The organism is Oceanispirochaeta sp. M1, assembly GCF_003346715.1.
GTDB lineage: Bacteria > Spirochaetota > Spirochaetia > DSM-2461 > DSM-2461 > Oceanispirochaeta.
This window is the reverse complement of the sequence record NZ_QQPQ01000015.1, coordinates 121,775-135,391: the sequence shown is the minus strand read 5'-3', so window position 1 is coordinate 135,391 and position 13,617 is coordinate 121,775. Positions and strand designations below refer to the sequence as shown.

Sequence of the window (13,617 nt, the reverse complement as noted above, 5' to 3'; positions counted from 1 at the left end):
GTTAAACAAATAGTAGCACGTTGGGACCGCTTTGCGGTCCCTTTTTGTAGTAGGTCAGGTTCTATTCAATATATACATAATTAAAAAGGGCTGCTGCTTTAGTCTATTAGACTTTTGCAACAGCCCCTTTTTTTTGTTCTTTTAAACCAATTCTTTTAGGGAGTTGGGATGGGGTTATAGTTATCGTTAGCCATATTACCAGCATAGTTCACCAGGATAATCAGTGAGGTGAGTGAGGCAGTCAATACCGCAATATCTCCACCGTATTTGCCTATCCAGAATATTGGATTATTCCGGGGAGCGAAAATTACATCTTCCGGCTGAATAATTCTCTCTTTCTGCTTATGTTTATTACCATATACATCGGTAATTCTCACCTTCATTCCACTATGACCGTCAATATTGAATCCACCCGCCAGTCCAAGGTAATAGTCGAATGACTTATTAATGATAAAAGGGAAGCGGCCGGGACTCATAACCTCTCCTGTCACATAAACATAGTATTGAGTAAAGGGGACAATAATCATATCCCTGTCTTCCAATACAATGTCTTCATCGGGAGTTCCGCTTAACAGAAGCTCATCCACATTCACATCGATGGACTCTCCCGTGGCATAACGGACAATCGAGACATGCTCCAGATCAGATACTTTTGTAAACTGATCCTGAGCCTTTCTCATCACCGAAGAGAGAAGTTCTCCCTCGCTGATATTTACGGGAACCTTTGAGGATACTGAAGTTCCTTCCTCTGTGACACCCACGGCACCCTGAAGATAGACAACGGGCATGTAGTTGGTCCAGGTACGTATTGTGATCTGGTCACGGTCCATCAGTACAAGATCTGCATCATCAGCTGACATATCCTGATAATAACTGCTTCCGTTCCCCTCTGGATTTCCCAGAATCCGCCTAACATGTACTCTGTTCTTATCTGCAATATTGGTAAAACCGTTTCCCAATATTGATATAAGATCCTGAAGGTTTTCACCCTCTCTCAGTTGATAGGCTCCCGGCCTTTTAACCTGACCTTCAAGTAAAACCTGCCGATCATAGGGCTGCAGGATAATTGTATCACCAAACTCCAGGTAAGGATCCTGGGTCATATCCCCTGTCCGTCTACCCAGAAAGAGGTCTACAATCCGGCTGCTGCCGTCGCGGGAGATTATTTCCACATCTCTGTAGGAGGTATAATCAGTTTTAGTAGTCTCTACAATTGTACTGAGACGTTCGAAACTCCAGGTAGGCACTTCCTGTGAAACAAGGACCTCTCCCTTCATCAGTACTTCAAAGACTCCGGGGTTGCTGATAGTCATTACAGGGCCTGAACCTGGAAAAATATCATTTACAAGATTCTCAACTTCCGCCTTTAGCTCGTAATAGGTCATCCCTTCTGTCTGAAACTGACCGAATCCGGGAACCTGAGCCAGATAGTTTTTATCAACAGTAAGATAGACCGTAAAGGCGTCCCGGCTCATGGTATAGCTGACGCTGTAAGTATCTCCCGGGGTGACAGGGTAGGTGGGGCTCACGGCTGCCTTGGCTGTCCTTTCAGTGGATGAGCCTGTTATAGCAGTCAGAGGACCGACGCATATCAGGGTTAATCCCAATATTAAAAGAATCTTTAGAGTTTTTTTCATTGTTATCAAACTTCTCCCCGGAGTTTTTTCATTCTTTCTGGGTCCTGTTTCAGGTTCTGCCAGAATTCTATAAGAAAAGCGGCAAAGATGCTGAGGAAAAAAGCGGCCATAGTCACGATCACACAAAGCTTCCCTCTGCTGGGATCGGACTTCATCTCCGGAACCTCAGCCAGTTCAATTACCTGGAAGGTGGGGCCTGTTCCCCGGTCTGAAAGCTTGATCATCTCGTACTGCTGCAGAACGCCCAGATATATGGCGGCCTGTACCTGAATTTCACGTTTCAGCCGTTCATTCTCAATAAGATAGGAGCTCATCTCCTTCATGGAGGGGAGGCCGTAGGCACCCTCCTCCTCAAGAACCCGGAGTGATTCCATAAGAGCCTGTTTGCTTCTGAACCGTTCTGCCATCATGGGATTTTCTCTTCCCGCCGTTGTGTTTAAAGAGGAGATCTCAGCATCCAGATTAATTATTTGTGTTTTTATAGTCATCACCTGGGTTGTAAAGGACTCTGCCATGACTTCGGCATCCAGAATGCCGTATCTGCTCTGAAAATCAACATACTCTTTCTCCAGATTCTCTATTTCCAGTTCAACATCGGCAATCTTCCGTTCCAGAAGTGTTTTCTGACTCTGATTGGAGACCGCATCTATTTTGATAAATTCGTTTTCCAGAAGTTCAACTGTACGATTGGTAATTTTGGTTGCAAGATCCCGGTCTATATCCTCAAAACCAATTTCCATGGTACCAGTTGATTCATCAGCTACCAGAGTTAATTTCTTTCTGATCTCTGCTCGTAATTCTGTAACAGGAAATTTAGCTTCTTGTGTTTCATAAATTTCTGCCAATTTAAATTCAGCTCCCAGAATATCCACCATGGTATTGCTCTTGGCCAGCTTTTCCGCCAGGGCGCTGTTACTGCTTCCCCCGCCGCTTACACCGGCCAATGCCGCAAGGCTTCCAAGGCCCGATGAGTTAAGCATACTTGACAGTCCTCCTCCCGAGCTGCTGTCATTAATTATAACCAATGACTTGGGAGTGTAGAAGTTGGGCAGGTAGCTTTTTTCTGCCGGCAGTTTCAAGGAGATAATTGAATAAATAAGTATAAACACGGCGGCAAGGCCGGTTATTCCGATAATCAATAATTTGTGTTTAAAGAGGACACCGATAAGATCAAGCAGATCGATTTCATCTTCCGTTGTATTGCCCTGTGGGGGCAGGTTTGTGGGCATGTTTTCATGATTCATAATTACAGAGGATTCTACGGGAAAAAGAGGCAAATGTAAAGCTTATTGAATCTTGAGAGCGTCTTCAGAGGAGGCGGCTCTATTTTTTTTTATAATGTCTGTCCCAGTGTAGATATAAAAAGAGAGATGCCACCAGGCAGAGAGCGATCAGTACGGGCAAATAGCGAAGAGGTCCCTCTACAAACCCGAAAATCAAAATGGCGAATCCTGAAAGAATCTGAAGTCCCACTACAAGTGAGAGCACCTGTCGGGCATCCAGATCAAGATCAAGCAGTTTATGATGCATGTGTTCCTTATCAGGCTCAAAAAAGTGTTGTCCCTTTCTCTTACGCCGCAACATGGCTGCCAGTACATCCGTAATAGGAATGGCCAGCATCACAACGGGCATAATCAGGCTGTCTCCCGATTCAGGAGCTCCCAATAGGGGAAGAAGGGCCAGGATAAACCCCAGACTCAGGCTTCCGGAATCTCCCATAAATATTTTGGCAGGGGGGAAGTTGTAGAAAAGGTATCCCATTATAGAACCCAGGAGGGTAAAGCTGATAATGGAGAGCATAGGCTGTCCATTTACAAAAAAAGCTATTCCATAGATGAAACAGGCCATGGAAGAGATCCCCGCAGAGAGTCCGTCCATTCCGTCAATCAGGTTGATGGCATTGGTCATTCCTATGAGCCAAAGCATGGTCAGAGCCGGGCCGAACCAGCCCAGCTGCAGGGTTATTTCTGTAAAGGGTATGGAGAAGGCCCTTATCTGGGCTCCGCCGATGACCACCAGAACAGAAGCAATAATCTGACCCGCCAGTTTGACTCTGGCCTTCAGATCCGTAAAATCATCCAGCAGACCTATAATATAGATAATCAGGGCGCCTGCGAGTATAAACCAGGCATTATGATGTTCAGACAGTCTGAAGATAATGGAAGACTTCATCAGCTGCGCTGTTACCAGACAGGTAACAAACCCGGATATGATAAGTGATCCTATGATCCCTATTCCACCCAGACGGGATATCTGGCCCGTATGAATTTTGCGTTCATCCTCGGCATCATCAAACCAATTCTTTTTGCGGGATAGATATATAAGGTAGGGTGTAATATACAGATTAAGTAAGAAAGCCAGGGTAGTGGCGGTGAATGCTAGAAGAAGACTGTTATTTTCCATGAAAACCTTTATTAAGAACCATGTTTTAACTTACAAGACATAATACATTAAGCCCCTAAGCCTTGTCCATAAGGAATTCTTTTAATATATTTGTCTTATGAATAATCAAAAAATCACAGTTCTTGGAACCATTCTGTTTCTGGCTCTCCTTTCACCCCTTGCCGCAGAGCCTCCTGAAAAAGAGGGTGTCAACTTTATCCATAGGGATCTCAGCTTTGTTGAAGAGAGTTCTAAGCTGGTTCTGATGCCCCGGGTTCAGGAAAGGGCAGTCCTGGAACGGGACCTGAGAGATTTTCAACCCAGCGGTATTGTAGAGCTTCTCTATAGAATGCCCCTCCCCGATGTGGCCGAGGAGGATATGATGCTCCATATTCTGCAGAGCATTTCCCATGTCAGTACCCTTAAGGGGATCGAATACTGGTCCGGCAGCCGACAGGCCATGTATCCCTACCTCTCAGATGCCTATCCTGTCGAAAAGAAATGGAGCAACAGGATCATTGATGATCCCGTTTTTACATCACTCCCCGATAAACCTTACACTCTGACAGTTTTTCAGGAAGACACCACCTTCGGTAAGGCCTGGCACGAAGTCACCTACACCGTCAGTGATGATGCCATCCGTCTGACAATGATTAATGCCACCACCATCAGATATAAGATGTTCCCCGTACTGCGGAATCAGCGTCTCAGAATCGAGATGGTTATTATTCCAGGTGAAGAGGAACTGCTTTTTTATGGAATGGCCGCCTTCCGTCTGGGAGAGACCTTCGGTATCAAGATGCACCTGGATCAGTCCTTCGATCACCGCATGAGTTCACTGCAGACCTGGTTTTCAAACCAGACGTACCCTTAGGCCTTTCGGAGAAAAAAAATAACTCCCCGTGAATGGGGAGTTATTTTTTTGTAAGTAAAACTTATTGGATCAGTAGGCCAGAGAACTGGTAATCTCAATCCCGTACTTGTTGAAGTCTGAAAATGGCAGGTCGCTGCTCAGGTCCACACCGATACTGGCTCTGGCATGGAGCCCCTTCAGCTTATCCAGATAGAGGATAAAGTCGGCACCAGTACTGTAGCGCAGGTCATCATCCCATTCGAGTTTAGTTCCCTCTTCCCGGGCAAACCCGATATCAAAGAAGGGCTGAAACTGAGCTTCACCCACACCTTTCCATTTGATGACTGCAATGTTGAAGTCATTGGAGTAGAACAGACCGCCATGGCCGAACATGGTGCTTCCCTCCACACCTCTTAAGTTACTGCCAAGACCAGTGAGCTCGTCATTGAGGCTCATAATTCCGTAAAGCTTGGTGGAATAGTTAATTCTGGGGTGAATGATATGATAGTAGTTTACAGATCCGTCTATGGATGTTTTAAACATATCACTTCTGTCGGAGCGGTACACATAACGGAGGCTGTTACCAGCTGTTGCACTGAATCCCTGGCGGAAATTACCTATCCAGTCCACCTTGCTGTAACCGCCGCCATGATCAAAACTCAGGTAAATAGGTTCTTCTTTTCCATCATACCCAAGGCCGCTGTAAGCGTAGTTTGCACCGAAACTTGGCTGAATACGGTAATAAAATTTATTTTCTTTTCCGAAACTGAGTTTTGTACCTACACTGATAGAAGTACTGTGGTAGTTAAAACGCTCTACCAGTACACCCTCATCTTTCTTCTCATCCATGGCATATTCCTGCATAAAGGAGAAGTCATACTCCAGGGGACCGATTTTCACACCGTTCAACTGGGGATTTACGGTCCACTCGGTAACCTTCCATTTTTCATAATAATCATCATCCCTGAAGGTGACGTTCATCCCCAGATAAAGATCATTTAAGGAACCGAATGCATTATCGTAATAAGTCTTCAGCCCCAGACGGAATCCGTCATCCGAGCTGTACTTGGGATAGGGGATGGGCAGGATTGTCCAGCTATCCGCTGCTTTCACCATTACAGGGTAGAATGTGTTCTCTCCCTCGATGATTCCTTCTCCCAGGGTCAGGCTGACTTCCTTAAAAACCCTGAGGTTAACAAGGTCCTGTTCCTGACGGGCAACGGCCTTCTCAAGAGAGTCCAGGTCTGCAAACTCGGTCCCTGTCTTAAGATCCATCTCTCTTATCAGGGCATTTTCACGGGTCTTACCGTTTATATCAAAATCATAGCGTTCCAGTTTATGGATACCCTGAGTTTTCTCTACATCCTGTGAATCCTGTGCAGTAATTCCCGCTGCGCAGATCATTGTAAAAAGTGCAATAATTATATGTCGTTTCATGGCGACAGATTATCACAGCCCTTAGGATTGGCTCAAGTCTTTACCCCTTATCCCTGACTCTTTATACTTAAACTCAAAGGAATAAATTATGGAACTTATTAAAGACTTTACTTTTGGTGGATTTCCCTGCAGAGCCGCCTTTTACAATATGAATGAACTCTTCCCTCAGTACACGGCACTTTTTGTGGCCGACAGCAACACAGAATCTTTGATCAGCCGGCCCTCGGGCGTTGAGCAAGCTTCAGGTTCGAGGTACGAAACCGGAATTGATTCAGGCCCCCTGCCCGAAATTATCCTCACCCCAGGTGAAGAGGGCAAACAGTGGCCGGCGGTAGACAGCATCCTCAAACTTGCAATGAAAAAAGGGCTGGCCCGTGACTCAATCATCTGCGGAGCCGGCGGTGGAGTTGTCACCGATATGACCGCCTTTGCGGGAAGTCTTTATATGAGGGGCTGCCGGGTGATTTTAATTCCCACATCCCTCCTCTCCATGGTGGACGCCGCCCTGGGGGGCAAAACAGGCATCGATGCGGGAGTCTATAAAAACATGATAGGTTCCTTCTACCCCGCAGAAGAGGTGAGAATATGCCCCGAAATATTAAAGACTCTTCCTGAAGCGGAGTATTGGGCCGGTATGGGTGAGGTCATTAAAACCGCCATCATCGGCGATGCCGAACTGATGGATTTGATCCGTGATAATAAAGAAGCCCTTAAGGCCCGTGATCCCGAAATCCTGAAAGATATTATCCGCCGCTGCATGCTGGTAAAGGGTGCTCTGGTAGAAGAGGACCTGAGAGAGAAGGGCAGACGGGCTTATTTAAACCTTGGTCACACCTTCGGCCATGCCCTTGAGGCTGTCAGTGAGTTCCGCTGGGCCCACGGTCTGGGAGTTGTCTGGGGAATGGGCAAAGCACTGGATGCCTCAGTTGCAATGGGGCTTGCCCATCAGGACTGGGCAGAATCCCTGAAAGAGCTTTTCCGTGATTTAGGCTATAAACTGGATGCCTCGGAATCCCCCGAAGCCATGCTCCGGGCCATGCAGATGGACAAGAAGAAAAAAGGCGGACGCCTGCGCTACATCATCCCCGCAGGCCCCCAGGACATCCGTATCGAATATCTTGAACCCGAATTTGTGCTTGAAATTTTGAAATCGGGCCGCTGAGAGTTTGACCTGAGAGTTTAAGTACAGTATTCTGTACTTATGAATGCAGTAAACTACACTGAATTAAGAAATAATCTCAAAAACCATATGGATCAGGTCTGTGAAGATCATGATCCTCTGATTATTACACGTAAAAATAATGAGAATGTTGTGCTCCTATCCATGGAGGATTATAACAGTATGATTGAGACTCAGTACCTACTTTCTACAAAAGCAAATACTGATCACCTAATGGATGGCTTGAAAGCATTTGACGAAGGCAGAACTTTTCAAAAAGAACTTATTGAAGAATGATTATTTCATTTCATGATCTGTCATGGCAAGATTACCTCTATTGGCAGCAGAACGATAGAAAAGTGCTACGAAAAATTAATGAATTAATCAAAGGGATACAAAGAGATCCATTTGCAGGAACAGGGAAGCCTGAACCCCTGAAGCATAATCTTCAGGGGTGCTGGTCCAGACGAATAGATCAGGAACATAGGATTGTATACAGGATAAGGAATAACTCAATCGAGATCATTTCCTGTCGTTATCACTACTAAGTACCTTTTTTAGGTTATAAAGAAATAAAACTGTCCACCCGGCGGTAGGCCTTATTCACCATGCCCCACTGATCACTGCTCATCTCCTCGGATACCTGATCCGCCAGAACTTCAAGTGACGCCAGCGACTCATTTACCGCTGCTGTGAAATTACTGACAGAACGGAACCAGTAATGCCCCTCACCGTCGGTCTGCAGGGTGATAATGCCGTAATTTGACTTCTTTCTCTTTCCTGAGGCCGAGATTTTAAGAAGTATATGCATATTTTCGGCCAGTTCGTTCATATGTTTGGCGTTGTCTTTGTCGTAGTTCTTGTCAGGGATGCCGCTGAGGATGTCTTTTTTGGGATTTATGCTGGTGATCAACTTAAACATCATATTCAGCTGGAGACCGGAGAGAATCTCCCTGCCATCCCAGCTGAGGATACCCTTCATACCCTTATAGTCGGGCCATTGTTCGGGAGCCATTGTTTTAAGCTCTTTCCAGGCTGAGTTCCAGTCCACCAGAGCCATCTTCTTTTTTCCCTTCTTAGGCTGGATAATTGGAAAGGAGCTGCGTCCGATAGTGATCTCCTGAGAGGTATCACGTTTTTTCTTTTTCTCCTTCATCACACCCTGAGGTTCAAGCTTAAGGGCTAGTTCCTTGCTGGTCTTGCTGATCAGCTGCCGGGTTAAGGGACTGACAGAGCGGGCATAGGTCTGGCTGGTGCGGACAATCTCTCCGGCTACCAGAAAGGGAGGATTCTCCCTGAACATTGTAGAACCGGGGTGAATCAGAATGCGGTCGGCCGTAAGGCTCTTATAACTGCGGCCTGCTCTCACGCAGACAAACTGAATCAGTCCTCTGGCACATGCACACAGATAGTCATCCAGTTCACCACCCTCCGAGATGGGTATTTCCATATTCCGTACTATATCTTCAAGCTGACCCTGAATATTGACCAGTTCATGCATGGTTCTCTCTTCAAGATAGTAACGCTTACAGAATCCTGTCTGATCGCTGTTGGTCAAAAAGTTGTTGAATAGTCTGAGGTAGGCAACGAAGTCTCCCCGGCTGTCTCTGAACTGGTGATGGGCACGCCTTGCTTCCATCTCTTCTCCCTGGGGGAGGAGATAGGGGCTGTTGGTGCTCAAAAAAGCGGCGGCAATCAGGGTCTCTTTTATAACATCGGGGTAGTTCATAATGGCTTCCACTATCATCCTGGCATGCCGCGGCATCAGGGGAAAGGGAGTCATCATCCTACCGATGGAGGTGAGTTTGTTATTACTATCAAGAGCGTCCAGGAGTTTCAGGGTTTCAATAGCGCCCAGAATTCCTTTGCGTCCCGGAGGGGATATGAAGTCGAAGCTCTGGAAATCGCTGATTCCCAGTTCTGCCATCCTGAGTACTACTTCCGCCAGGTCGGTTCTGTATATCTCTTCCTTTGTAAAAAGGAGCCTTCCCGGGAATGAATCCTTGGGGTATAGACGGTAGCAGGTTCCCGGCTGGGTTCGACCTGCACGTCCCCGTCTCTGATTGGCCGAGGCCTGGGAAATTTCTGTTTCTATCAATGAAGAGGTGAAGGTTCTGGGGTTATAAAAATTCTGTTTAGCCAGTCCCGAATCGATTACCGCAGTAATTCCTTCGATGGTGACAGAAGTCTCTGCGATATTTGTTGAGACAACAACCTTGGTCTTGCCGAAGGGTGTCTTGATAAAGATTCTCTCCTGCTCTTCCTTGCTCAAACGCCCATAAAGAGGCTGGAGCACCAGTTTTTTACGGACGCTGGAGAGGTTCAGGGCGGCAACTGTATCTTTAATTAGTTTTTCTCCAGAAAGAAATACCAGGACATCACCTTTCCGGCGGTCATTGACGGCCCTTTCTACGATTTGAACGATTTTGGCAGTAAGCTGATCGTAGTCGCCCATCTTGGCAGGTGGATCATAGACCATGGCTACGGGGTATACGGGAGTATCTATGCTCACAATGGGAGCCTTGTCAAAATATTCAGAAAAGACAGCCGCATTTATTGTGGCCGATGAAATAATAACCTTGAAATCTGTACGTTCTGCCAGGATGTGTTTGAGGAGTCCCAGGATAAAGTCGATATTGAGGCTTCGTTCATGGGCCTCATCAACCATAATTACAGAATACTGGTGAAGCATGGGATCGGTTTTCATCTCCTGAAGGAGAGTACCGTCTGTCATGATCTTCATCCGGGTCTCAGGAAGGGTATTGTCTTCGAATCTCATCTTATAGCCAACCATGCCGGGCACTTTACTGCCGGTCTGTTTGGCTATGTAGTCACAAACACTCAAGGTGGCAATGCGCCTTGGCTGTGTGACGCCTACCATCCCCCGGGATGTGTATCCCGCCTCGTGAAGGATAAGGGGAATCTGGGTTGTTTTACCCGATCCCGTAGGGCTTTCCACGATTACAACCTGATGGTTCTCAAGGCTCTTCAAGATACGGGCTTTTTCCCGGTAGACTGGTAGATCTTTAAAATTCAATCGATGATTTCTCCTGCCTTTTGTATGGCATCCTTAGGCGACAGTCCCTCAAAACTTTCCCTGGTGTTCAGGTTTTTGAGATTCACCGTGCCCGCTTCTTTTTCGTTACTGCCGCAGATTATAGCCAGGGGGATTCCCTTGGCCTCTGCAAATTTAAACTGGGGTCCGAATTTCTTTGATTCATGGTACACCTCGCAGTTTATTCCGGCTTCCCGGAAATCTTCTGCCAGACTGTGGTAATAGCCCACAAGGGTAGGGTCCATATTGAGTATCAATACTCCTGTGTTGCTGTTTTTATCGTTTGTGTGTCCCAGTTCCGCAAGTCCTGCCATAAGGCGGTCAAGGCCGATGGAGCTCCCCACGCCGGGGAGGGACTCTTTTGTGTAGAGTTCCGCCAGGTTATTATATCGTCCTCCTGAACATACTGAGCCGATACCGGGCAGTTCATCCAGGAAGGTTTCATAAACGATTCCTGTGTAGTAGTCCAGACCTCTGGTGATGGAGGGATTCAGCTCAAAGGCATCTTCCAGGCCCAGCTCCTGAATATAGGAATAAATCTCCTTCAGACGCTGCGTATCATCGTCGGGTCCTCCCGCCAGATTTTCCATCTTGTTAAGGGTGGCTGTAAAACTCTCCTCTTTCTTAATGAAGTCCAGAATCTTTTCTGCACTTTCCCCGCTGGAGAGTTCAGTAAGAATCCGCATTACTTCATCCCGGCCTATCTTGGCCAGTTTGTCTACGGTTCTAAGGACTTCTTCGCTCTGTTCCCGCAAACCAAGGAGATCCAGGAATCGGTTGAAGATTCCTCTGTGGTTCATATGGATGGTACAGCTGGGGATATCAAGAACCTTCAGGGAGCGGCGCATCATCATAAGGATTTCAAAATCCGCTGAGGCACAGTCTGTTCCTACAATGTCAAAGTCGCACTGGGTAAATTCCCGGTAACGGCCTTTTTGTGTATTTTCACCACGCCATACTTTGTTGATGTGGTAGCGTTTAAAGGGGAGGTAGAGATCGCTTCTGTTTTTTGCCATAAAGCGGGCAAAGGGGATGGTCAGGTCAAAGCGCATGGCCACATCCCGTTTGCCGTTATCCAGGAAGCGGTACATCTGTTTATCTGTCTCTCCGCTCCCTTTTCCAAGGAGTACTTCTGTGTATTCAAGAACGGGTGTATCGATGGGTACAAAGCCGTAGCCTTCAAAGTTATCTTCTAACAGGCGGATCACCCGTTTCCTTTCAATTTCTGTTGCCGGAAGGGAATCTCGGAATCCCTTCAGGATCTTGGGCTCAATTATCTTACTCATAGCCCTATATTGTACCGAAGAGCGATGAATTTCAAGCCTCGGTGATCATCGCCCAGAGGCTTGAAGCTGCCATGCATATTTATGTTGCCTTCTGCGATTTTCGCCGGCTCTCGGCCCCAATGGTCACAAGGAGAGTAATAAAGAGGAGAGGTATCACCAAAAAGGCTGCCCGCAGACCGAAAAGGTCCCCGATTTTTCCCATGGTCCATACAATTATGGAGAAGCCCGGAATCCCTGCCGTTGAGAGAAGGATAAAGAGCATGGTTGAGTCTCCCTCCATTCTGTCTGCCGCATAGGACTGAATACTTGGCCAGAAACAGGCTACTGCCAGACCGGCGAAAAAGAGGAGTACCATCAGGGCTTCTAGTGAACTGATAAAGAAAAAGCCCAGACTGAATACCAGGCCTCCCGCCGCGGAGATAAGAATAAGCCGTGGCAGATGCTCCTGTTTGATAAATCCACTGGCAAGACGACCCACAATCATGCCCGAAGCAAAGAGGGCTGTGCCCAGGGCCCCCGCGCGGGGAAGGGTATCGTAGGAGAGCTGAATATAGCTGGCACTCCAGAAGGTGTACGCCGCTTCCACTCCGCCTCCGCAGAACATGGCAAGTACAAAGATCCAGAATCTTCTTTTACCCAGGAGTTCTTTGGCATGGCTTATGGGATTTTCATAGCTGTTATCTGGAATCTGCCCTGTTTTATGGGCATGACGGCTGCTCAAGAGGAAGAAAACCGCAATTAATATATAGAAGACTCCCAGGCCGATCATGACTGACCGCCAGTTGATGTTTCTGGAAAGCAGTTCTCCCACAGAGAGGACTGTCACCAGGACCCCGATGGAGAAAAAGGCATTGACCACATTCAGGTATCGCCCCGAATTACCGGGATGGAGATCCTGAACCAGTGGATTGATCAGGGCTTCAAGAAAACCGCCGCCGATCCCCACAAAAATCATTGCTGCCAGAACCACAGGGTACGAAGGCGCCCAGGCATAGAGGAACATTCCCGCAGCAAGAAGAAATCCTCCGCTGTTCAGAAGGGCTGTTTTTCCATAGCGGGAAGCGGCCATACCGCTTATGAGGAGAATCCCCACCAGCAGAAGGGTTCGAACTACTTCGATACTTCCCCCTTCGGTGAGGTTCAGGTTCATCTCCTGCATCAGCGCAACAAGGCAGATCGGAGTGGCCACCATGCTGGAGGCATAGGCTGTCAGACTTATGGAGCTGGCTACATCCATTGTGGTCATTTTCATATCTTTCATATTTTTTATCATATCAGGAATTTGATTGCTGTGTGTTTATGTTTTAGAATTCAGCTTATAAAAATGCCGGGCCCTATTGCTTTGGCAGAATATCTATCAAGGCAGAATGCTTTGAAATAATCAGGAGTTTTTATGAAAAAAGTTGTCCTTTTCTTTCTTTTGGCCATGCTGGCCGTTTCTGTAGTTTCCGCCGAAGATATTAATCTTGGAAAATTCCCCCTAGGTGAATGGCTCGATACCAATTATGATGCCTACTGGGTATTTGAATCTGATAATATTATGATCAAACAGAATGGTGCTGTTGTTTTTGATTTTAAGGATCAGGTCGAGAATTTTAAATTGGAAGCCACTATGGCCGGTGAAGTTGAGATGAAATTCAGCTGCGACGAAGCGGGCAGAGATTATACTATCTCAAATAAAATGGGCAGCACAGATATTACTCTGATGTTCAAAAGAGATGATGGTGTCGACTATAGTGTAAATATGAAGCGTCAGTAATTGCTGACCGGGAATGTGATATCACATACGATATCACTTTTAACCGCGT

Annotated in this window: 12 protein-coding genes; 5 read left to right on the top strand and 7 right to left on the bottom strand. The window is 46.7% G+C overall.

The genetic code is table 11. The features are described 5' to 3' along the window. Positions 1–155 precede the first annotated feature (155 nt). From DV872_RS12695 to DV872_RS12685, 3 genes are all read right to left on the bottom strand, one after another. Complete coding sequence (locus DV872_RS12695) at positions 156–1,637, bottom strand: SLBB domain-containing protein (protein WP_147283165.1); 1,482 nt, start codon at positions 1,635–1,637, stop codon at positions 156–158. Between the two features lie 5 nt (positions 1,638–1,642). Further along, positions 1,643–2,881, bottom strand: coding sequence for a hypothetical protein (locus DV872_RS12690; protein ID WP_147283164.1), 1,239 nt, complete (start codon positions 2,879–2,881; stop codon positions 1,643–1,645). A 79-nt stretch (positions 2,882–2,960) separates the two neighbouring features. Further along, positions 2,961–4,040, bottom strand: a complete 1,080-nt coding sequence (locus DV872_RS12685; RefSeq protein ID WP_114630310.1) for an MraY family glycosyltransferase — start codon at positions 4,038–4,040, stop codon at positions 2,961–2,963. Between the two features lie 97 nt (positions 4,041–4,137). On the opposite strand from DV872_RS12685, the gene DV872_RS12680 reads away from it, so the two are divergent. Beyond that, the gene (locus tag DV872_RS12680; RefSeq protein WP_114630309.1) at positions 4,138–4,893 is read left to right on the top strand and encodes a DUF6675 family protein; all 756 of its coding nucleotides are present in this window, start codon (positions 4,138–4,140) and stop codon (positions 4,891–4,893) included. A 69-nt stretch (positions 4,894–4,962) separates the two neighbouring features. Here the strand turns inward: DV872_RS12680 and DV872_RS12675 are convergent, their stop codons facing one another. Next, entirely contained in the window at positions 4,963–6,309 is a 1,347-nt protein-coding gene (locus DV872_RS12675) for a hypothetical protein (protein ID WP_114630308.1), read from the bottom strand. Between the two features lie 88 nt (positions 6,310–6,397). Between DV872_RS12675 and DV872_RS12670 the strand changes: the two genes are divergently transcribed. From DV872_RS12670 to DV872_RS12660, 3 genes are read left to right on the top strand one after another with little or no spacing between them, the layout of a single operon-like run. Then, a complete protein-coding gene (locus tag DV872_RS12670) occupies positions 6,398–7,471 on the top strand; it encodes a 3-dehydroquinate synthase family protein (RefSeq protein ID WP_114630307.1) in 1,074 nt (357 codons plus the stop codon). Positions 7,472–7,510: 39 nt separating this feature from the next. Beyond that, positions 7,511–7,765 carry a type II toxin-antitoxin system Phd/YefM family antitoxin gene (locus DV872_RS12665; protein ID WP_114630306.1) on the top strand — a complete coding sequence of 85 codons (255 nt, stop codon included), beginning with the start codon at positions 7,511–7,513 and terminating at the stop codon, positions 7,763–7,765. After that, positions 7,762–8,016, top strand: coding sequence for a Txe/YoeB family addiction module toxin (locus tag DV872_RS12660; protein WP_114630305.1), 255 nt, complete (start codon positions 7,762–7,764; stop codon positions 8,014–8,016). The genes DV872_RS12665 and DV872_RS12660 overlap by 4 nt, the downstream gene beginning before the upstream one ends. 14 nt (positions 8,017–8,030) lie before the next feature. Here the strand turns inward: DV872_RS12660 and DV872_RS12655 are convergent, their stop codons facing one another. From DV872_RS12655 to DV872_RS12645, 3 genes are all read right to left on the bottom strand, one after another. Then, entirely contained in the window at positions 8,031–10,505 is a 2,475-nt protein-coding gene (locus DV872_RS12655; protein WP_114630304.1) for a helicase-related protein, read from the bottom strand. Further along, entirely contained in the window at positions 10,502–11,809 is a 1,308-nt protein-coding gene (gene hisS, locus DV872_RS12650) for a histidine--tRNA ligase (RefSeq protein WP_114630303.1), read from the bottom strand. Before hisS ends, DV872_RS12655 begins: the two co-directional genes overlap by 4 nt. 79 nt (positions 11,810–11,888) lie before the next feature. Further along, the gene (locus tag DV872_RS12645) at positions 11,889–13,070 is read right to left on the bottom strand and encodes a sugar MFS transporter (protein ID WP_158546954.1); all 1,182 of its coding nucleotides are present in this window, start codon (positions 13,068–13,070) and stop codon (positions 11,889–11,891) included. Between the two features lie 132 nt (positions 13,071–13,202). Between DV872_RS12645 and DV872_RS12640 the strand changes: the two genes are divergently transcribed. Continuing rightward, entirely contained in the window at positions 13,203–13,568 is a 366-nt protein-coding gene (locus DV872_RS12640; RefSeq protein WP_114630301.1) for a hypothetical protein, read from the top strand. Positions 13,569–13,617 lie beyond the last annotated feature (49 nt).

Excerpts from the sequence above, each read along its gene's own strand:
- DV872_RS12695 (WP_147283165.1), bottom strand. The coding sequence starts at position 1,637 with ATGAAAAAAACTCTAAAGATTCTTTTAATATTGGGATTAACCCTGATA.
- DV872_RS12690 (WP_147283164.1), bottom strand. The coding sequence starts at position 2,881 with ATGAATCATGAAAACATGCCCACAAACCTGCCCCCACAGGGCAATACA.
- DV872_RS12685 (WP_114630310.1), bottom strand. The coding sequence starts at position 4,040 with ATGGAAAATAACAGTCTTCTTCTAGCATTCACCGCCACTACCCTGGCT.
- DV872_RS12680 (WP_114630309.1), top strand. The coding sequence starts at position 4,138 with ATGAATAATCAAAAAATCACAGTTCTTGGAACCATTCTGTTTCTGGCT.
- DV872_RS12675 (WP_114630308.1), bottom strand. The coding sequence starts at position 6,309 with ATGAAACGACATATAATTATTGCACTTTTTACAATGATCTGCGCAGCG.
- DV872_RS12670 (WP_114630307.1), top strand. The coding sequence starts at position 6,398 with ATGGAACTTATTAAAGACTTTACTTTTGGTGGATTTCCCTGCAGAGCC.
- DV872_RS12665 (WP_114630306.1), top strand. The coding sequence starts at position 7,511 with ATGAATGCAGTAAACTACACTGAATTAAGAAATAATCTCAAAAACCAT.
- DV872_RS12660 (WP_114630305.1), top strand. The coding sequence starts at position 7,762 with ATGATTATTTCATTTCATGATCTGTCATGGCAAGATTACCTCTATTGG.
- hisS (WP_114630303.1), bottom strand. The coding sequence starts at position 11,809 with ATGAGTAAGATAATTGAGCCCAAGATCCTGAAGGGATTCCGAGATTCC.
- DV872_RS12645 (WP_158546954.1), bottom strand. The coding sequence starts at position 13,070 with ATGAAAGATATGAAAATGACCACAATGGATGTAGCCAGCTCCATAAGT.
- DV872_RS12640 (WP_114630301.1), top strand. The coding sequence starts at position 13,203 with ATGAAAAAAGTTGTCCTTTTCTTTCTTTTGGCCATGCTGGCCGTTTCT.